Origin of the sequence: Nocardia sp. CA-136227, assembly GCF_050955695.1 — a bacterium.
Classification (GTDB): Bacteria; Actinomycetota; Actinomycetes; order Mycobacteriales; family Mycobacteriaceae; genus Nocardia.
The window spans coordinates 5,116,893-5,135,031 of sequence record NZ_CP192081.1 but is presented as its reverse complement, the minus strand read 5'-3'; the positions used below and the strand labels follow the sequence as shown (position 1 = coordinate 5,135,031).

Annotated in this window: 16 protein-coding genes and 1 pseudogene; 11 read left to right on the top strand and 6 right to left on the bottom strand. The window is 67.8% G+C overall.

Going from position 1 to position 18,139, the window contains the following annotated elements; translation table 11 throughout:
- Nucleotides 1-34 precede the first annotated feature (34 nt).
- The 3 genes from ACQP06_RS23700 to ACQP06_RS23690 all read left to right on the top strand — a co-directional run bounded on the left by ACQP06_RS23700 (nucleotide 35) and on the right by ACQP06_RS23690 (nucleotide 2,565).
- Complete coding sequence (locus ACQP06_RS23700) at nucleotides 35-1,399, top strand: FAD-binding oxidoreductase (RefSeq protein WP_433666679.1); 1,365 nt, start codon at nucleotides 35-37, stop codon at nucleotides 1,397-1,399.
- A 126-nt stretch (nucleotides 1,400-1,525) separates the two neighbouring features.
- Nucleotides 1,526-2,401, top strand: a complete 876-nt coding sequence (locus tag ACQP06_RS23695; protein ID WP_433666678.1) for an SPFH domain-containing protein — start codon at nucleotides 1,526-1,528, stop codon at nucleotides 2,399-2,401.
- The gene (locus tag ACQP06_RS23690) at nucleotides 2,401-2,565 is read left to right on the top strand and encodes a hypothetical protein (RefSeq protein WP_433666677.1); all 165 of its coding nucleotides are present in this window, start codon (nucleotides 2,401-2,403) and stop codon (nucleotides 2,563-2,565) included. Before ACQP06_RS23695 ends, ACQP06_RS23690 begins: the two co-directional genes overlap by 1 nt.
- 36 nt (nucleotides 2,566-2,601) lie before the next feature.
- Here ACQP06_RS23690 and ACQP06_RS23685 read toward each other — a convergent pair whose 3' ends face one another.
- Nucleotides 2,602-3,474: a class I SAM-dependent methyltransferase gene (locus ACQP06_RS23685; RefSeq protein ID WP_433666676.1), complete on the bottom strand. Its 873-nt coding sequence runs from the start codon at nucleotides 3,472-3,474 to the stop codon at nucleotides 2,602-2,604.
- A 226-nt stretch (nucleotides 3,475-3,700) separates the two neighbouring features.
- On the opposite strand from ACQP06_RS23685, the gene rpsA reads away from it, so the two are divergent.
- Both rpsA and ACQP06_RS23675 read left to right on the top strand, forming a co-directional pair.
- Nucleotides 3,701-5,167 carry a 30S ribosomal protein S1 gene (gene rpsA / locus ACQP06_RS23680; protein ID WP_357097851.1) on the top strand — a complete coding sequence of 489 codons (1,467 nt, stop codon included), beginning with the start codon at nucleotides 3,701-3,703 and terminating at the stop codon, nucleotides 5,165-5,167.
- A 181-nt stretch (nucleotides 5,168-5,348) separates the two neighbouring features.
- Nucleotides 5,349-6,872: a phospholipase C gene (locus ACQP06_RS23675; protein WP_379280556.1), complete on the top strand. Its 1,524-nt coding sequence runs from the start codon at nucleotides 5,349-5,351 to the stop codon at nucleotides 6,870-6,872.
- Between the two features lie 115 nt (nucleotides 6,873-6,987).
- Here the strand turns inward: ACQP06_RS23675 and ACQP06_RS23670 are convergent, their stop codons facing one another.
- Entirely contained in the window at nucleotides 6,988-7,206 is a 219-nt protein-coding gene (locus ACQP06_RS23670) for a hypothetical protein (protein WP_433666675.1), read from the bottom strand.
- A 294-nt stretch (nucleotides 7,207-7,500) separates the two neighbouring features.
- Here ACQP06_RS23670 and coaE point away from each other — a divergent pair.
- Nucleotides 7,501-8,445: pseudogene (gene coaE / locus ACQP06_RS23665) on the top strand (dephospho-CoA kinase); the annotation flags it as partial.
- 78 nt (nucleotides 8,446-8,523) lie between these two features.
- Here the strand turns inward: coaE and ACQP06_RS23660 are convergent.
- Nucleotides 8,524-9,048, bottom strand: coding sequence for a DUF402 domain-containing protein (locus ACQP06_RS23660; protein WP_357097843.1), 525 nt, complete (start codon nucleotides 9,046-9,048; stop codon nucleotides 8,524-8,526).
- A 209-nt stretch (nucleotides 9,049-9,257) separates the two neighbouring features.
- Here ACQP06_RS23660 and ACQP06_RS23655 point away from each other — a divergent pair, with 209 nt between their 5' ends.
- The gene (locus ACQP06_RS23655; RefSeq protein ID WP_357097840.1) at nucleotides 9,258-9,734 is read left to right on the top strand and encodes a hypothetical protein; all 477 of its coding nucleotides are present in this window, start codon (nucleotides 9,258-9,260) and stop codon (nucleotides 9,732-9,734) included.
- 83 nt (nucleotides 9,735-9,817) lie between these two features.
- On the opposite strand, the gene ACQP06_RS23650 is transcribed toward ACQP06_RS23655, so the two are convergent.
- A complete protein-coding gene (locus tag ACQP06_RS23650; RefSeq protein WP_433666674.1) occupies nucleotides 9,818-10,195 on the bottom strand; it encodes a DUF402 domain-containing protein in 378 nt (125 codons plus the stop codon).
- Between the two features lie 563 nt (nucleotides 10,196-10,758).
- Between ACQP06_RS23650 and uvrB the strand changes: the two genes are divergently transcribed.
- Nucleotides 10,759-12,924 carry an excinuclease ABC subunit UvrB gene (gene uvrB / locus ACQP06_RS23645; RefSeq protein WP_433666673.1) on the top strand — a complete coding sequence of 722 codons (2,166 nt, stop codon included), beginning with the start codon at nucleotides 10,759-10,761 and terminating at the stop codon, nucleotides 12,922-12,924.
- A 146-nt stretch (nucleotides 12,925-13,070) separates the two neighbouring features.
- On the opposite strand, the gene ACQP06_RS23640 is transcribed toward uvrB, so the two are convergent.
- Entirely contained in the window at nucleotides 13,071-13,553 is a 483-nt protein-coding gene (locus ACQP06_RS23640) for a VOC family protein (protein ID WP_433666672.1), read from the bottom strand.
- A gap of 56 nt (nucleotides 13,554-13,609) precedes the next feature.
- Here ACQP06_RS23640 and ACQP06_RS23635 point away from each other — a divergent pair, with 56 nt between their 5' ends.
- From ACQP06_RS23635 to ACQP06_RS23625, 3 genes are all read left to right on the top strand, one after another.
- Nucleotides 13,610-14,473 (top strand): AraC family transcriptional regulator, encoded by an 864-nt coding sequence (locus ACQP06_RS23635; RefSeq protein ID WP_433666671.1) that lies wholly within the window; start codon nucleotides 13,610-13,612, stop codon nucleotides 14,471-14,473.
- 89 nt (nucleotides 14,474-14,562) lie between these two features.
- Nucleotides 14,563-14,982 (top strand): DoxX family protein, encoded by a 420-nt coding sequence (locus ACQP06_RS23630; RefSeq protein ID WP_433666670.1) that lies wholly within the window; start codon nucleotides 14,563-14,565, stop codon nucleotides 14,980-14,982.
- Between the two features lie 349 nt (nucleotides 14,983-15,331).
- Nucleotides 15,332-15,784: a universal stress protein gene (locus ACQP06_RS23625; protein ID WP_357097823.1), complete on the top strand. Its 453-nt coding sequence runs from the start codon at nucleotides 15,332-15,334 to the stop codon at nucleotides 15,782-15,784.
- Between the two features lie 64 nt (nucleotides 15,785-15,848).
- Here the strand turns inward: ACQP06_RS23625 and ACQP06_RS23620 are convergent, their stop codons facing one another.
- A complete protein-coding gene (locus ACQP06_RS23620) occupies nucleotides 15,849-18,134 on the bottom strand; it encodes a HelD family protein (RefSeq protein WP_433666669.1) in 2,286 nt (761 codons plus the stop codon).
- Nucleotides 18,135-18,139 lie beyond the last annotated feature (5 nt).

Genomic DNA, 18,139 nt, shown 5'->3' with positions numbered 1-18,139 from the left:
GAGTTATTGTTCCGGGGCGAGCAGGGTGGGAGACATGACGAAGACAGTGATCACCGAACTGCCCGCCACCACCGGACCCGTCTTCCAGCCCGGCGACACCGGCTACGACGCCGAGATCGCCGGATTCCAAACCGCGTACACCCACCGGCCCGCCGTCGTGGTGGCCGCGGCGCACGCCGAGGACGTCCGCGCCGCCGTGGAATACGCGGCGCGGCACGGACTTCCGGTCGCCGTGCAGGCCACCGGGCACGGACTGTCGGTCGCCGCCGACGGCGGCGTGCTCATCACCACCGGCCGCCTCACCGACATCCGCGTCGACGCGGACGCGCGCACCGCCCGCGTCGGGGCGGGCGTGCGGGCCGGAGCCCTGATCGAGGCGGCCGCCGCGCACGGCCTGGCGCCGCTGAACGGCTCCTCGCTCTCGGTCGGCGTGGTCGGCTACATTCTCGGCGGCGGGGTCGGCATCCTGGCGCGTGAATACGGTTATGCCGCAGAGCATGTGCGGGCCGTCGAGATCGTCACCGCCGACGGCCGCCTGCGCCGCCTGACGCCCGCGGACGAGTTGTTCGGCGCGGTGCTGGGCACCGGCGGCAACTTCGGCGTGGTCACCGCGCTGGAACTGGACCTGCTGCCCGTCACCCGGGTCTACGGCGGCCAGTTGCAGTTCGACACCGCGCTGGTCGCCCCGGCGCTGGAGGCCTGGCGTCGGTGGACCCGGGAGGTGCCCGAGACCGTCACCTCGGCCATCACCATGCTGACCTTCCCCGATATCCCGCAGCTGCCCCCGCACCTGCGCGGGCGGTACGTGGCGACCATCAATATCGCCTTCACCGGTACCGAGGCGGAAGGTGAACGCCTCGTCGCGCCGCTGCGCGCGGTCGGGGAGCGCATGACCGACGACCTGCGGATGATGCCCTACACGGAAAGCCATGCCATCTACCGGGATCCGGATCACCCGCACGCCTACACCGCCACCAACGCGCTGCTCTCGGACCTGCCCGCCGACGCCGCCGACGCTTTCCTGGCGGCGACCGGACCCGAGGCCGCGCTGCCCACGGTGGCCGGATTCCGGCACCTGGGCGGGGCATTGAGCCGTCCGGGCCCGCACGGGATCTCGATGGACCACCGCGACGCGCAGTACATCGCGCGGGTGCTGGCCATGCCGCGACCGGACACCGTCGAGGCGGTACGCGACCAGCTGGCGCTGGTGCGAAAGACATTGCGGCCGTGGACCATCGGCCACAACCTCAACTTCCTCTACGGCAGTGGCGACCAGGCCGACGAGGCGCAGACCCGGGCCGGGTACAGCCCCGCCACCTACGACCGGCTGGCCGCGCTCAAGGCGAAGTACGACCCCGCCAACCTGTTCCGCAACAACCGCAATATCCGCGCGAATTGATCGCCTGAACCCGAAGCCCTTTGCCCCGCCGCACCTTTGCGCGGCGGGGCGAGCTGCTTTTCGAGCTTGCCGCGCAAGCCTGCCCGCGCTATCGTCGTGATATCACTTCGATACTAGGAGAGTGTCATGGAGATGCGTCGGGCCTTCCGGTTGAACGGGTTCCTCATGCTGGGGGTCTTCATCTTGCTGGTCGTCGGAATCGTGCTGGAGTCGCACGCGCTGAGCAGCGGCGCCGAAGGAGGTGCGCGGACCGTCATCGGCATCGCGCTGGCGGTCACCATCGTGGCCGCGGTGCTCGCCGCCAGCGGCTTCATCACGGTGAATCCCAACCAGGCCAAGGTGATCCAGTTCTTCGGCCGCTACATCGGCTCGGTCGCCGAGTCCGGCTTCCACTGGGTGACCCCGCTGTCCAGCCGGCGCGGCATCTCGCTGCGCATCCGCAACTTCGAGACCCAGAAGCTGAAGGTCAACGACCTGGACGGCAACCCGGTCGAGATCGCCGCGGTCGTCGTCTACCAGGTGGTGGACAGCTACAAGGCCGCCTTCGCCGTCGACGACTACGAGGACTTCGTGCGCACCCAGTCCGAGACCGCGGTCCGGCACCTGGCCACCACCCACCCGTACCAGACCGACGACGCGAGCACCTCGAGCCTGCGCGACGGCGCGGAGGTCGCGGGCGAGCTGACCACGGAGCTGCGCGCCCGCACCGAACTGGCCGGCATCGAGATCATCGAGGCCCGCATCACCCACCTCGCCTACGCGCCGGAGATCGCCCAGGCCATGCTGGTCCGCCAGCAGGCCGCCCAGGTGGTCGCGGCCCGCAGCCGCATCGTCGAAGGCGCGGTCGGTATGGTCGGCATGGCGCTGGACCGGCTCGCGGAACAGGGCGTGGTCGATCTGGATGAGGAGCGCAAGGCGGCGATGGTGTCCAATCTGCTGGTCGTGCTGTGCGGGGACCGCTCCGCCGCACCCGTGGTCAACGCCGGCACCCTCTACGCCTGATGTCCGCCGCCAAACGCGAGCCGAAACGCGTGCTGCTGCGCCTGGACCCGGCCGTCCACGACGCCATCGCCAAATGGGCGGCCGACGACCTGCGCAGCATCAACGCCCAGATCGAATACGCGCTCCGGATGGCTCTGAAACAAGCGGGCCGCGAACCGAAGTAGTCGCGACCCGCGGTCGGCACCCTGATCCGGAAGCCGTCAGCTCGGCTTCTCGGTGACGAAAATGGCTGTGCCGGGGAAGATCTCGCCGCGGAGGGGGCTCCACTGGCCCCATTCGCGGTCGAGCCATTCCGGCCAGTCGGGTTCGATGATGTCCTTCACGATCAGCCCCGCGGCGACGATCTCCCGAACGCGGTCGCCGATGGTGCGGTGGTGCTCGACGTAGGTGGGCTCGCCGTCGGGGCCGAGCTCCACATAGGGCGTGCGGTCGAAATAGGGAATGGTGGCGCGCAGGCCGCCGGGACCCGGATCGTCGGGGAAGATCCAGCGCATCGGGTGATTGACGGAGAAGACCCAGCGGCCGCCGGGACGCAGGACACGGTGGACCTCGCGCATGACACGCGCCGAGTCGGCGACGAAGGGGACCGCGCCGAAGGCCGAGCAGGCCAGATCGAACGATTCGTCGGCGAACGGCAAATCCTCCGCGCCCGCCTGGATCAACGGGACGCGGGGTCCGCCCGCAGCCATGGCGGCCAGACCGCGATCCAGCATGGAACGGGAGATGTCGAGGCCGACCGGGTGCGCGCCGTGCGAGGCGAGCCAGCGCGAGCAGGGGGCCGAGCCGCAGCCGATCTCCAGGATCCGCTTGTCCTCTATATCGCCGAGCAGATGCCAGTCACCCTCGTGCAACCCCTCCGGGCACCACACGAACTCGCCGGCGGGGGAGTCCACGCCGAGGAAGTCGGCGTGCGTCTCGTGATAGGCCGCCGCGTCGGCGTCCCACCACTTGCGGCTGGCGCGCTGACTCGACTCCGAATCGACCTTGGCACGTGTCACTCCCACCGTGCCGAGCAGGGCATTGGCCTGGGCGTGCCGGGCGTCGTCGGGGGTGGCAGAGTGATCTTCGGACATGGGCACACCCTAGCGAGGCTTGCGATGAGACCCATGTTTGCTTGGTACAACACCCGTCGCGTACGCTGTTTTCCGCGAGTGTCTTCTGTACCCGGTTTCTCGAGCCGCGTAGAGCAGATAGTCGTGCTGCGTTGTGCAACATTAGAGCCATTGCCCGCTGTCCGCAGCAAAACCGAAAGTCCACATGTCCACTACCGACCACAATCCGTCCGGAGCCTCCCAACACATGCCCACCACTGTCACCTCGCCGCAGGTTGCCGTCAACGACATCGGCACTGCCGAGGACTTCCTCGCCGCCATCGACAAGACCATCAAGTACTTCAACGACGGCGATATCGTCGAAGGCACGATCGTCAAGGTCGATCGCGATGAGGTCCTTCTCGACATCGGTTACAAGACCGAAGGCGTGATCCCGTCTCGCGAACTGTCCATCAAGCACGACGTCGACCCCAATGAGGTCGTTTCCGTGGGCGATGAGGTCGAGGCCCTCGTTCTCACCAAGGAGGACAAGGAAGGCCGCCTGATCCTGTCGAAGAAGCGCGCTCAGTACGAGCGGGCTTGGGGCACGATCGAGGAGCTCAAGGAGAAGGACGAGGCCGTCAAGGGCACCGTCATCGAGGTCGTCAAGGGCGGCCTGATCCTGGACATCGGTCTGCGCGGCTTCCTCCCGGCGTCGCTGGTCGAGATGCGCCGTGTCCGCGACCTCCAGCCGTACGTCGGCAAGGAGATCGAGGCCAAGATCATCGAGCTCGACAAGAACCGCAACAACGTGGTCCTGTCGCGTCGCGCCTGGCTCGAGCAGACCCAGTCCGAGGTCCGCAGCGAGTTCCTGCACCAGCTGCAGAAGGGCCAGGTCCGCAAGGGTGTGGTCTCCTCCATCGTCAACTTCGGTGCCTTCGTGGACCTGGGTGGCGTGGACGGTCTGGTGCACGTCTCCGAGCTGTCCTGGAAGCACATCGACCACCCGTCCGAGGTTGTCGAGGTCGGCAACGAGGTCACCGTCGAGGTTCTCGACGTCGACCTGGACCGCGAGCGTGTCTCCCTGTCGCTCAAGGCGACCCAGGAAGACCCATGGCGTCAGTTCGCCCGCACCCACGCGATCGGTCAGATCGTGCCGGGCAAGGTCACCAAGCTGGTTCCGTTCGGTGCGTTCGTGCGCGTCGAAGAGGGCATCGAGGGCCTGGTGCACATCTCCGAGCTGGCCGAGCGCCACGTCGAGGTCCCGGACCAGGTTGTCGCCGTCGGCGACGACGCCATGGTCAAGGTCATCGACATCGACCTCGAGCGTCGTCGTATCTCGCTGTCGCTGAAGCAGGCCAACGAGGACTACACCGCCGAGTTCGACCCGTCGAAGTACGGCATGGCCGACAGCTACGACGACCAGGGCAACTACATCTTCCCCGAGGGCTTCGACTCCGAGACCAACGAATGGCTCGACGGTTTCGAGAAGCAGCGTGAAGAGTGGGAGACCCGGTACGCCGAGGCCGAGCGTCGCCACAAGATGCACACCGCTCAGATGGAGAAGATGGCCGCCGACGCCGCCGCCGAGGCTGCCAACGGTGGACCGCAGAACTACTCCTCGGAGTCCGGTTCGCAGGCTGCCGCTTCCTCCTCGGACGCGCCGGCCGGTGGCTCGCTCGCGAGCGACGCGCAGCTGGCCGCGCTGCGTGAGAAGCTGTCGGGCAACGCCTGATTCGCTGATCCGCGTTAAGCGATAAACGAAAGTCCCCTGGTCCTCGACCAGGGGACTTTCGTTTACCAGCGGTTCGCTGAGCTGTCATGATGCGCAGGTTGGATACGAACTGGACGTGCGACCGATCCGTGTCGGCACCGTCCCTTCACTGTCACTTCTAGCGGGAAGGCACCACCGGAGCATGGGCGTGTTCGCCGGAGTCAACAGGCGGGAATTTCTGGCGAAAGCCATGGCAGCGGGCGGTGCGGGCGCGCTCGCGTCGGTCGCCGGACCGATCATCGAAAAGGCTTACGCCGCAGACCCGGCGGGTATGGGCGGACTCGGCGACATCGAGCACTTCGTGTTGCTCATGCAGGAGAACCGCTCCTTCGACCACTACTTCGGCACCATGTCCGGGGTGCGCGGGTTCGACGACCCGTCCCCGGCCTGGAACCAGTACGGGTACACCCCCGGCGTCGGCCCCACCGCGGACGGCTTCCTGAACCCGTTCCGCCTCGACACCACCCGCGGCGCCAGCCTCGACGGTGAGTGCATCAACGACCCGGACCACAGCTGGGCGGCCATGCACAAGGCGTGGAACAACGGCCGCAACGACGGCTGGATGCCCATGTCGATCGCCTCGGTCGGGCCCGGAAACGCGCCCGCCGCAATGGGTTACTACACCCAGGCCGACATTCCGGTGCACTGGGACCTGGCCAATGCCTTCACCCTGCTCGACAATTACCACTGCTCGGTGCTCGGCCCGACCGACCCCAACCGGCTGTACTGGATGTCGGCGACCATCGACCCCGAGGGGCGCAACGGCGGCCCGCTGCTCGAGACGCCGACTCTGATCCCGCAGAACGCCTACAGCTGGCGGACCATGCCGGAGAACCTCTCCGATGCCGGCGTCAGCTGGAAGATCTACAACAACCGGGACGTCGGCCCGCTGTCGTCGGTGATCCTGGACGGCATGATGGGCTGCTTCAAGCAGGCCGCCGACCCGAATTCCGAACTGGCCCGGCGGGGTAAGGCCCCGGCCTATCCGCAGGACTTCGCCGCCGACGTCGCCGCCAACCAGCTGCCCGCCGTGTCGTGGGTGATCCCGTCGCTGCTGAACTGCGAACACCCCGCGCTGCCACCGGCTTTCGGCGCGGTCGGCATCATGCAGGTGCTCGACATCCTCACCTCCAACCCGGCGGTCTGGGAGAAGACCGCGCTGATCATCAGCTACGACGAGAACGGCGGCTTCTTCGACCACGTCACCCCGCCGACCGCGCCCGCGGGCACGCCGGGGGAGTACGTCACGGTGCCGATCGACAAGAAGCACGAGGGCATCACCGGTCCGATCGGTCTCGGCTACCGCGTCCCGGGCCTGGTCGTCTCGCCCTACAGCCGCGGTGGCCTGGTCGCCTCGGAGACCTTCGACCACACCTCGCAGCTGCGACTCCTGGAGCGCCGCTTCGGAGTCGACGTGCCGAACCTGACGGCGTGGCGGCGCAGCGTCACCGGTGACATGACCTCGGCCTTCGACTTCGGTTCCGGCCCCGATGCGTCCAAGCCCGTGTTCGCCCCGGCGGACCGGAAGGTCAACGACGCCATCGCGCAGTGCGGCCCGAACATCGCCCTCGGGACCGCGACTGTCGGCACCCCGTATCCGGTGCCGCCGAACTCCATGCCGCGCCAGGATCCCGGCACCCGGCGCAAGCCCAGCGGCATCGTGTAATTCCGCTGCCGCGTAAGGAGACACGCGCACAACACAGTGGCTCGGTCCGGTTCGGACCGAGCCACTGCGTATGTATGTGGCGAATCAGGGAGCGGTGCTGGAAGTTCCGGCGGAATCAGCCGACGGTGGCAGGCACCCAGCGGCGGACGACGCCGGACTCGGGTGACTGTTTTCGCCTGGTGGTCGCGCTGTGCCGGGCGGGGCTGAACACCGCGGTCAGCCAGGACCGTCCGTGCTCGGCGAGAGCGGCTGCGACGGCGGGGATCTCGATGCAATGCACGGTGCCCGCCAGGCCCAGACGGTGGCGACCCGTCTGGAGGTTCTTGGTGCTCACTGATGTTCCTTCTCTTGCGTGTTAACCGGCCTGAAGATCGCCTGCGGCGAACAATAGCCGAACAAAAGTGTGAGTCACAGAATTTTGCGGGGCGTGCGCCCCGGCGTGTCGGAATGTTGCCGACAAACGGTCGGGATTGGCCGGAAAAGTTGCGAAATGATCTCACCGGCATCACGGAACGGGCAAGGACTGTGCTTGCAGGTGAAACGACCGGGTCGAGTGGGTAATCCTGACCAGGGTCGAGTGGGTAACCCTGGCACGCGACGGAACCGGCAACGATGCGAGACTGGTCGAATGTTGCGAATCGGTCTCACCGGAGGCATGGGCGCGGGCAAGTCCACCGTGGCCCGCATTCTCACCGAGCGCGGAGCCGTGCTCGTGGACAGCGATGTCATCGCGCGCGAGGTGGTCGCCCCCGGCACCGAGGGCCTGGCCGCCCTGGTCGCCGCGTTCGGCGACGACATCCTCGCCGCCGACGGCAGCCTCGACCGACCCGCCCTGGCGGCCAAGGCCTTCGCCACCGACGAGGCCCGCGCCACCCTCAACGGCATCACCCACCCGCTGGTCGGCAAGCGCACCGCCGAACTCATCGCCGCCGCGCCCGCCGACGGCATTGTGGTGCAGGACATTCCGCTGCTGGTCGAGAACGGCCTGGCGCCGTTCATGAACCTGGTGGTCATCGTGGACGCCGCCGAGGAGACCCGGCTGCGCCGCCTGGTCGAGTTCCGCGGCATCGACGAGGCCGACGCCCGCGCCCGCATCGCCGCCCAGGCCACCGACGCCCAGCGTCGCGCCACTGCCGACGTCCTGCTCGACAACAATGGCGCGACCGGCCTGATCGATGCCGAGGTGCATCGGCTGTGGGACGAGCGCCTCGTGCCCTTCGAACGCAATCTGCGCACCCGCACGCCCGCCGCGCGGCCGGAACTGCCCGTGGTGGAAACGAATCCGGAATGGCCCGCGCAGGCGCGGCGGGTGATCGCCCGCCTGGCCCTGGCGTGCGCCGCCGACGCCGCGAGCATCGAACATGTCGGGGCGACCGCCGTGGCGGGCAAGCCCGCGGCCGACGTCCTCGACATCCGGATCACGGTCGCGGCCGGGGTGGACCCCGACTCGCTGCGGGATCGACTGGCGGACATCGGTTTTCCGCCGGTTCCCGCCGGCGATCCGCTCGCCGCGGGCGTCGAGCTCGCGGCGGGGGAGCGACTGCACGCCAATGCCGATCCGGGCCGGGCGGTCACCCTGATCATCGGCGCCTAGCCGACGAAAAAGGGGCCGTCGGCGCCTCTCGGTGCGGACGGCCCCTGGTTTCTCGGTCTACATCCAGGTGAGCGTAATGCCCTGGGCCGCCAGCCAGTCCTCGAAACTGTGTCCGTGCGCGGCGATTCCGTCGATGGTCGCGGTGGCGGACTCGATGGCCTGCTGTGCCTCGGCCAGGGTCAGGTAGTCGGCGGCGTGGGCGGCCAGCAGCTCGTCCACGTCGAGTAGCTCCACCTCTCGGCCCTGCCGCACCACCAGGTCCAGGTAGTGGTCCACCGACTTCCACCGCTTCGGCCCGACCTGCGCGAACTCGCCGATGTCGATGTAGTAGTCCTGGTCGCGCAGATGCGCGGGGGTGAAGTGGAAGACGGTGGCGCGCAACGACACCGTGGGCAGCAGCCAGGATTCGATGTAGTGGAACTCGGGATGGTCCGAGGTGCGGGCCATGTACAGGCCCCATGGCTCCACCTGGTAGCGCTCCACCTGCCGCACGAAACCCTTGGGATCGATATTGGTGAGCTCGTCGATATTGAAGTACTCCACCTTGGGTCGGTGCAGATCCACCGCGGGCGCCCGAGTCATGTCATTCAGCATCGCCTGTCGAGCGGCGGCCGTCCAGGGGAGCGGGGGTGGCGTCGCTCGCAGATTGCTGGAATCCGGCGTGGAGCGGGGCGAATATCCCGAAAACTCTATTTGAAGCGAACATGTTTCGCTATTGTTCGATTGCGCTGTATCGTCGCGCACGACTACCCGCCGTTCGTGGGCGGGATCAACCGTAAGGGAATACCTGCATGAGCGAACAGAAAACCCGTGCCCGCCGGGTCGGCATGGGCCTCACGACCTTCGGCGCGGTGGCTGGGACCATCGTCCTGGCGGCGCCCCAGGCCGGTGCGTGGCCGACCGGCCTCGAGGTCTCCGGCACCAGCCACAATGTCGGCTGCTCCTACACGCTGACCGCGTCCATCGACGTCGACCGGCTGCTGTCGGTGGCCTTCCGTGACAACGGCACCGAGCTGCCGGGCAGCCCGGTCACCCCGTCGCTGCTGAGCGGCAAGGTCACCATCAACTGGACCCCGAGCACCGCGGGCAAGCACACGCTGACCGTGACCCAGACCCTGATCTCGAAGTCGATCGACGTCGACGTGGCCGAGGCCAACCCGCTGACCAGCACCGGTAGCGTCGGCTGCGGTCTGAGCAGCGGCTCGAGCAGCCTGTTCCCGAGCCTGTCGGGTGGTCTGAACGGCCTGCTGCCGAGCATCTCCGGCTAGTCGGAGGGCGGAGATACCCGCAAGACCTCGCCCGGTCCGGATCCATCCGGACCGGGCGTTCGCGTTCCCCGGGCGGTGCCGGGTCAGAGCCAGGTGAGCGTGACGCCCTGGGTGGCGAGCCACCGGTCGACATCGTGCCCGCAGGCGCCGAGGCCGTCGACCACGGCGGCCGCCCGCTCGATGGCCCGGTGGGTCTGCGCGGTGTCGAACTGGCCGGCCGCGTGCGCGGTCAGCAGGTCGTCGATGCCGAGCAGTTCGGGCGCGCGGCCGGGGCGGGCCACCACGTGGAGATAGTGGCTCTCGGCGCGCCACTTCTTGTCCTCGCACGGCCCGTACTCGCCGATGTCGAGGAAGTGGGTCTGGGTCCGATCGTGGCCCGGGCGCAGGTGATACACCGTGGCGCGCAGCGACAGCTCGGGCAGCAGCCAGGACTCGACATAGTGGTACCGCGGATTATCCACTGTCCGTTCGATATACAGACCGAACGGTTCGGCGTGTAAACGCTCCACGGGGTGCAGAAACCCGCGATAATCGGTCCACGACAGATCCGCGAGATTGAAATACTCGAGTCTGGGGCGATGCGGGGACACCGCGGGGGTGCCGTCGGTCGTCCGGTGCGGACGCGCGCCATTGGTGGAATTCCGCTGTGGCGTAAACAAACCGGTCATCGCCATGCCTTCTCTCGAATCGTGCGACCAGCGAGCTCAGAGTACACCTGGAACCTGGTATTCAAACCGTCGTGAACGGACTGAGATCTACGCGACACCGATCGGCCTGGACGGCCTGAAATCCGTTGGGGTAAAGGTAAATTCGGACATTGGAAGCCCTTTACCGAAATGAGTACCGGACTAGAGAATTCGGAGCCGCTGCGCGATTGGACGGGTGTGCCCCGCGCGGGCAGCCATCGCGTGGCGACGTGACCGCGGGCACCGCCGGCCGTGGCCGGGGTCACGGCCGGGTCCGCCCTCGGTGAACAGGCTCGCCGCTGAGTGTTCTTGTCGGTGGTCCGTCCTAGGCTGGTGCCATGGCTTTCGCAACCGAGATCCCGGACGACCTGCCGCTGGCCCATTCGGAGCATCGGCCCATCGGTGAGGTCGAGCGGACCGACAGCCAGTTCCAGGTGGTCAGCGAGCACGTTCCGGCCGGTGACCAGCCGGCCGCCATCGCCGAGCTCGAGCGGCGCATCCGCTCGGGGGAGAAGGACGTGGTGCTGCTGGGCGCCACCGGTACCGGCAAGTCGGCGACCACTGCCTGGCTGATCGAGCGGTTGCAGCGGCCGACCCTGGTCATGGCCCCCAACAAGACCCTCGCCGCGCAGCTGGCCAACGAGCTGCGCGAGATGCTGCCGAACAACGCGGTCGAGTACTTCGTCTCGTACTACGACTACTACCAGCCCGAGGCGTACATCGCGCAGACCGACACCTATATCGAGAAGGACAGCTCGATCAACGATGACGTGGAGCGGCTGCGCCACTCCGCGACCTCGAGCCTGCTCTCGCGCCGCGACGTCGTGGTGGTCGCGTCGGTGTCGTGCATCTACGGCCTCGGCACCCCGCAGTCCTACCTCGACCGGTCGGTGCAGTTGGAGGTCGGCACCGAGATCGATCGGGACCGGCTGCTGCGCCTGCTGGTGGACGTGCAATACACCCGCAACGACATGTCGTTCACCCGCGGCAGTTTCCGGGTGCGCGGCGATACCGTCGAAATCATTCCCTCGTACGAGGAATTGGCGGTGCGCATCGAATTCTTCGGCGACGAGATCGAGGCGCTCTACTATCTGCACCCGCTGACCGGTGATGTGGTGCGCCAGGTGGATATGGTCCGGATTTTCCCGGCCACCCATTATGTGGCGGGTCCCGACCGTATGGAACGCGCGGTGCGCGCCATCGAGGCCGAACTCGAGACGCGGCTCGCGGATTTGGAGAAGCAGGGCAAACTGCTGGAGGCGCAACGGCTTCGGATGCGCACTCAATACGACTTGGAGATGATCAAGCAGGTCGGTTTCTGCTCGGGTATCGAGAATTACTCGCGGCATATCGACGGGCGGCCCGCGGGTTCCGCGCCGGCCACGTTGCTGGATTACTTCCCCGACGATTTCCTGCTCGTCATCGACGAATCCCACGTGACCGTGCCCCAGATCGGCGGCATGTACGAGGGCGACATGTCCCGCAAGCGCAACCTGGTCGAGTACGGCTTCCGGCTGCCGTCGGCGGTGGACAACCGGCCGCTCACCTGGGAAGAGTTCGCCGAGCGGATCGGGCAGGCGGTGTACCTGTCGGCCACTCCGGGCCCCTACGAATTGGGCCAGACCGGCGGTGAGTTCGTCGAACAGGTGATCCGCCCGACCGGTCTGGTGGACCCGCACGTGGAGGTCAAGCCGACCAAGGGGCAGATCGACGATCTGGTGCACGAGATCCGGCTGCGGACCGAACGCGACGAACGCGTTCTGGTCACCACGCTGACCAAGAAGATGGCCGAGGACCTCACCGACTATCTGCTGGGACTCGGTGTGCGGGTGCGGTATCTGCACTCGGAGATCGACACCCTGCGCCGCGTGGAATTGCTGCGGCAGTTGCGTCTGGGCGAATACGACGTACTGGTCGGCATCAACCTGCTACGCGAGGGCCTGGACCTGCCCGAGGTATCGCTGGTCGCCATTCTGGACGCCGACAAGGAGGGCTTCCTGCGGTCCTCCACCAGTCTCATCCAGACCATCGGCCGCGCGGCGCGCAATGTGTCCGGTGAGGTCCACATGTACGCGGACAAGATCACCGACTCCATGCGCCACGCCATCGACGAGACCGAGCGCCGCCGGGCCAAGCAGGTCGCCTACAACGAAGAGCGCGGCATCGATCCGAAACCGTTGCGCAAGAAGATCGCCGACATTCTGGACCAGGTGTACCGCGAGGCCGAGGAGACCGAGGTCGAGGTGGGCGGCTCGGGCCGCAATGCCAGCCGCGGCCGCCGCGCCCAGGGCGAGCCCGGACGGGCGGTGAGCGCCGGTGTCTACGAGGGCCGCGACGTGCGGAACATGCCGCGCGCCGAACTCGCCGACCTGATCAAGGACATGACCGCGCAGATGATGAACGCCGCCCGGGAGCTGCAGTTCGAGCTGGCCGGTCGCTTCCGCGACGAGATCGCCGACCTGAAGAAGGAACTACGCGGCATGGATGCCGCCGGTCTGTCGTGAGGCGGAAACCCCTCGGCGGCAATGCGAATGCCAGCGCGACAACTGATTTCGGGTCGATGGGGGTAACTCGTCGGGCACGCCCGAAATCGGGTTGGCACCCGACCGCCGGCACGGGTTGCCAAGTGCCGGCGGCTCAGAGCTGTCCGCTACAGGCTCGGGGAGGCGGAATTAGCCATCCATTCGTTGACGCGGCGTTCGGCCTCCTCGCGGGAGACGTCCTCGACGCGGGTCATGACGATCCAGCGGTGGCCGAACGGATCCATGACGCGGCCGTAGCGGTCGCCGGTGACGAAGGTCTGCGGCTCGGAGACGAAGCGGGCTCCGTTCTCGGTGGCCAACTTCGAGACCGCGTCCACGTCCGGGCAGTAGTGCACCACGCTGGTGTGGACCCAGTCGTCGGCGGGGGCGCGCAGGCCCTCGTCGGGGATCGGCATGCCGACCTGGATGGTGGAGTCGCCGATCAGCAGTTCGGCGTGCGCGGCCTGGCCGTCGGGAAGATCGTTGCGGCTCAGCAGTTTCGCGCCGAACACGGCGCTGTAGAAGTCGATGGCCGCATTGGCGTCGGGGACGGCCAGGAAGCAGGTGATGGAGTGGTAGTCCTGCGGGATCGGATTCACGGTTTCGCTCATGACCACTACCCTCCTCGGCGCGGCCGCGATGGTCTTGTAAGAATGCGACAGGGGCGATGACCAGCGCTGACAATCCCGAAAACCGGTTCGCGCCACGGCCGGTGCCGCCGCCGGAGACCGCCAAGGGCATCCTGCGGCCGCGCCAGCAGAACGCCGCCAACAATCACGCCCGCCTGCCCGCGGGCGAACGGGTGTCGCGCTATGTCGAGTGGTACTGGGCGGTCCGCTGGGACCGCCGCGGCGAGCCGCCGTTCCATGCCGAGGTGCTGCCGTATCCGTGCGTGAACCTGACCTTCGAGCGCACCCACGAACGCACCGGCGCCTTCGTCACCGGCGTGTGGACCACCAAGTACGTGCGCGAATTGGCCGGGGCGGGTGAGACGTTCGGGGTGAAGTTCCGGGCCGGCGGCTTCGGCGCGTTCACCGGGTTGGACGTGGGCGCGCTCAGCGACACCTCGGTCCCGGCAGCCGAGATCTTCCCCGCCGCCGACACCCTGGCCGAGGCCGTGCTCGCCACCGATGACACGCTGCTGCGCCGCGAGCTGATCGAGGATTTCCTGGTGGCGGCTCAGGGCGCCGAGGGCGACCAGAGCGCCTACCGCCAGGTCCTGATGATCATCGAGGCCATGGAGCACGATCGCGACCTGACCCGGGTGGACCAGGTCACCGAGCGTTTCGGCATCCCGATCCGCACCCTGCAGCGTCTCTTCCGCCGCTATGTCGGGGCGGGTCCGAAGTGGGTCCTGCGCCGCTATCGGCTGCAGGACGGCGCGCACCTGCTGGCCGAGGGCCGGACCTCGGACCTGGCCGCGCTGGCCCTCGAGCTCGGCTATTTCGATCAGGCGCACTTCTCCAACGAGTTCGCCAAGGAGATCGGAATGCCTCCGCTCGAATACGCCCGCATCTCGCTACCATCCTGACGAACTGACTGGTACGGGAATAGCAGTGGACCTGATGAAGTTGGTTGCCATATCACCCAATGGCACATCGATCATCGAAGGAGCGGGCCATGGACGTGCTGGTGTTGATCGGACGGATCCTGTTCGCGCTGCTGTTCCTCGGCTCGGGCTTCGGGCATCTGGCGCAGCGTGAGTCGATGGCGCAGTACGCGCAGTTCAAGGGCATACCGATGCCCACGCTGGCGGTGCCCGCCTCGGGCGTGCTGCTGCTGGCCGGCGGGTTGAGCGTGCTGCTGGGCGTCTGGGCCGACCTCGGCGCACTGCTGCTGATCCTGTTCCTGGTGCCGACCGCCTTCCTCATGCACGCCTTCTGGAAGGAGACCGATCCCGAGGCGAAGCAGGGCGAGATGGTGAACTTCAACAAGGACATCGCACTGGCGGGCGCGTCGCTCATGCTGTTCGCCTTCTTCGCCCACGTCGGCCACGATCTCGGATTGACGCTCACCGGACCGCTTTTCGACCTCTCCTAGGAAATCCGCGGCGACGGGCAAAACGAAGTCACTGATTCCCGGGCCGTTCGTTGTGACGTGGCACAACGAACGGCCCGCGGACATTTCGGGCTTGTGACGAATCTCCCAGGCGTGCAAGGCCGTTGGCATTGTGTGTTCCGCGTCGCGATCGCCGGGAAATTCGCTGGTAGCCGGGGCCGTGTTCGGAGCGTGCCGGGAATGTCACAGTCGCCGATCCCGCCACGCGGTGTGATGTGTTGCGATATCGAATATTTCCGCCGGTTATGCCGCTATTGTCAGGCGAAGTTGCCGCGGTGAAAACCCCACTGTCGAGGAATCCGCGGCCCCGACCCTTGTACTTGGAGGAGAAATGACCGCCTACCGGACGATCGTCGTCGGTACCGATGGCTCGGACTCGTCGTACGTCGCCGTCGAGCGGGCCGCGGCTCTGGCCGGCGACGAGGGCGCCACGCTGTACATCGCCTGCGCCTACTTCCCGACCGACGACCGCGATGTCGCCGCGGCCGCGGACGTGCTGAAGGACGAGGCCTACCAGGTGCGCGGCTCCGCGCCCACCAGCGAGATCCTGCGCGTCGCCCGTGACAAGGCCGTCGCCCTCGGCGCGGTGAACGTCGTGGAGAAGCCCGTCGTCGGCGAGCCGGTCGAGTCGCTGCTGGACCTGGTGAAGGACGTGGAGGCCGACCTGCTGGTCGTCGGTAACCGCGGCCTCAACACCCTGGCCGGTCGCCTGCTCGGCTCGGTGCCCTCGGACGTGGCCCGCAAGTCGCGCTGCGACGTGCTGATCGTGCACACCGTGCGCTGACGCTCGAAGAACGAAGAGAAGCGGCCGGGCCCCATCGGGACCCGGCCGCTTCTCCGTTCGCGGGTCAGCGCAGCCGGTGCAGGACCTGCGGCAGGTCCTCGGTGTGCACGACGGCCAACCGCTGGGTGGCGCGGGTCAGCGCCACGTACAGGTCGTTGAGGCCGCGCGGCGATTCGCTCAGGATGCGGTGCGGTTCGGCCAGGATCACCGCGTCGAATTCCAAGCCCTTCACGTCGTGGACGGTCAGCACCCGCGTCGAATCATCGGACAGGTGACCGAGTTCGGCGGCCAGATCGTGCGGCACGATGACCGCCGTGGTGCCGGGATGCTCGGCCTCGGCCGCGATCAGCCGCTTGACCTCGTCGGCCAGCTCGCCCGCCGTCACCAGGGTCGCGGCCGGTTCGAAACCGGAGTCGCGGACCGAGCGCGGCGCGGGCGCGGCCGGATCGATGGCGGCCAGCACGTCCCCGGCCACCGCCATGATCTCCGAGGGCGTGCGGTAGTTGACAGTCAGCTCGGTGAGCTTCCAGCGTTTGGCCACATACGGTTCCAGCACCTGCTGCCACGACGAGGCGCCCGCCGGATCGCCGGTCTGGGCGACATCGCCGACCGCGGTGATCCACCGATTCGGGATGCGGCGCATGACCATCCGCCACGCCATGGCCGAAAGCTCCTGCGCCTCATCCACGATGACGTGCCCGTAGGTCCAGGTGCGGTCCCCGGCGGCGCGTTCGGCGGTGGTCTGGCGGGTGCGGACCTGCTGGCGCTCGGCGAGCTGGGAGGCGTCGATGAGGTCGTAGGCCATGAGCAGTTCGGGGTCGAGGTCGTCCTCGAGATCCTGTGGCGCGGAACCGGTCAGGATGTCGAGGGCGTCCTGCGCCTCGGCGAGCTGGGCGCGCCAGCGGCGGCGGGAGCGCTCACGCTCCTCGCTGTCGTCGATGCCCAGCAGTTCGGCCAGTTCGTCGAGCAGCGGCGCGTCGGCGTCGCTGAACTCGCCGCTGTCGGAGCGCTGCAATTCGGCCCGATCGGCCGCGCTGAGCTGTCCGGCCGCGTTGGCCAGGCGCCTGGGGTCGGCCCACAGCCCGCCCAGCACCTCCTGCGGGGTGAGGATCGGCCACAGTCCGGCGATGGCGCGCTGGATCTCGGCGTCGGCGCGCATCTCGTCGCGGATCTCGGTGAGATCGGTCTGGCTCAACAGGTTTCGACCGCCCAGCGGGTTGGAGCCGATGGCGGCGGCGAGCTGGTCGGTGAGCGCGTCCACCACCGCGGCCGCGAAGATGGGCCGGGCCAGGTTGTGCGGGCGGCGCGAGGAGCGGGCGCGGCCGCGGGCCTTGGTGACGATCTTGCGGTCGAGTTCGAGCTGGTGCCCGTCGAAGTAGAGCGGGATGGTCTCGCGCGGCACGTCCTGCCAGTCGCGCACCCCCTTCTTGAGCACCTCGAGCATGTCGAGGGAACCCTTGAGTTCCCCGGCGCGCAGCGAATCCTCCAGTGTCGCTCGCACTCCCGGGTACAGGTTGCCTACGGTGGAGAGCAGCACGCCGGTCTCACCGAGCGAGGGCAGCACCTGGCCGATGTAGTCGAGGAAGGTGGAGTTCGGCCCGATGATCAGCACACCGGCCTTGTCCAGCTGCTGGCGGTAGGTGTAGAGCAGGTAGGCCGCGCGGTGCAGCGCCACCGCGGTCTTGCCGGTGCCCGGCCCGCCCTGCACCACGAGCACGCTCTTGTGCTCGGAGCGGATGATCGCGTCCTGCTCGCTCTGGATGGTCTCGACGATGTCGTTCATGTGCCCGGTGCGGGCGGCGTTGAGGGCGGCCAGCAGCGCGCTCTCGCTGCCGACGCCGCCGTCCGCGCTGATCACGCCGGCGGCCTGGGCGGCCTCGAGGCTCAGGTACTCGTCGTTGACGCCGGTGACGTTGCGGTTGCGGGAGCGGATGTGGCGCCGGCGGGTCACCCCGTCGGGGGCGGCGGTGGTGGCCAGGTAGAACGGCCGGGCCAGGGGAGCGCGCCAATCCAGCAGCAGTGTCTCGTAGTCGGCGCTCTCGTCGAGGATGCCGATACGGCCGATGTAGCGGTTCTCGCCGTCGCCGTCGTTCTCGCCCGGGGCGATGTCGATGCGGCCGAAGCACAGGCCGTGTTCGGCGGCGTCGTACTTGGACAGGTCCTCGGAGTAGAGCTGGGTGAACGACTCGCGCTCACTGCGCGCCTGTGGGGTGCCGCCGGTCTCCAGGAGCACGGTACGCAGCCGCCGCTGGGCGTAGGCGCGCATGCCGTCGAGCTGTTCGTAGAGCTTCGTGAGGTACTGCTGCTCGCGTTCCAGGTCCGGGGATACCGCGTCAGCGGAATCGGGCACAGAAC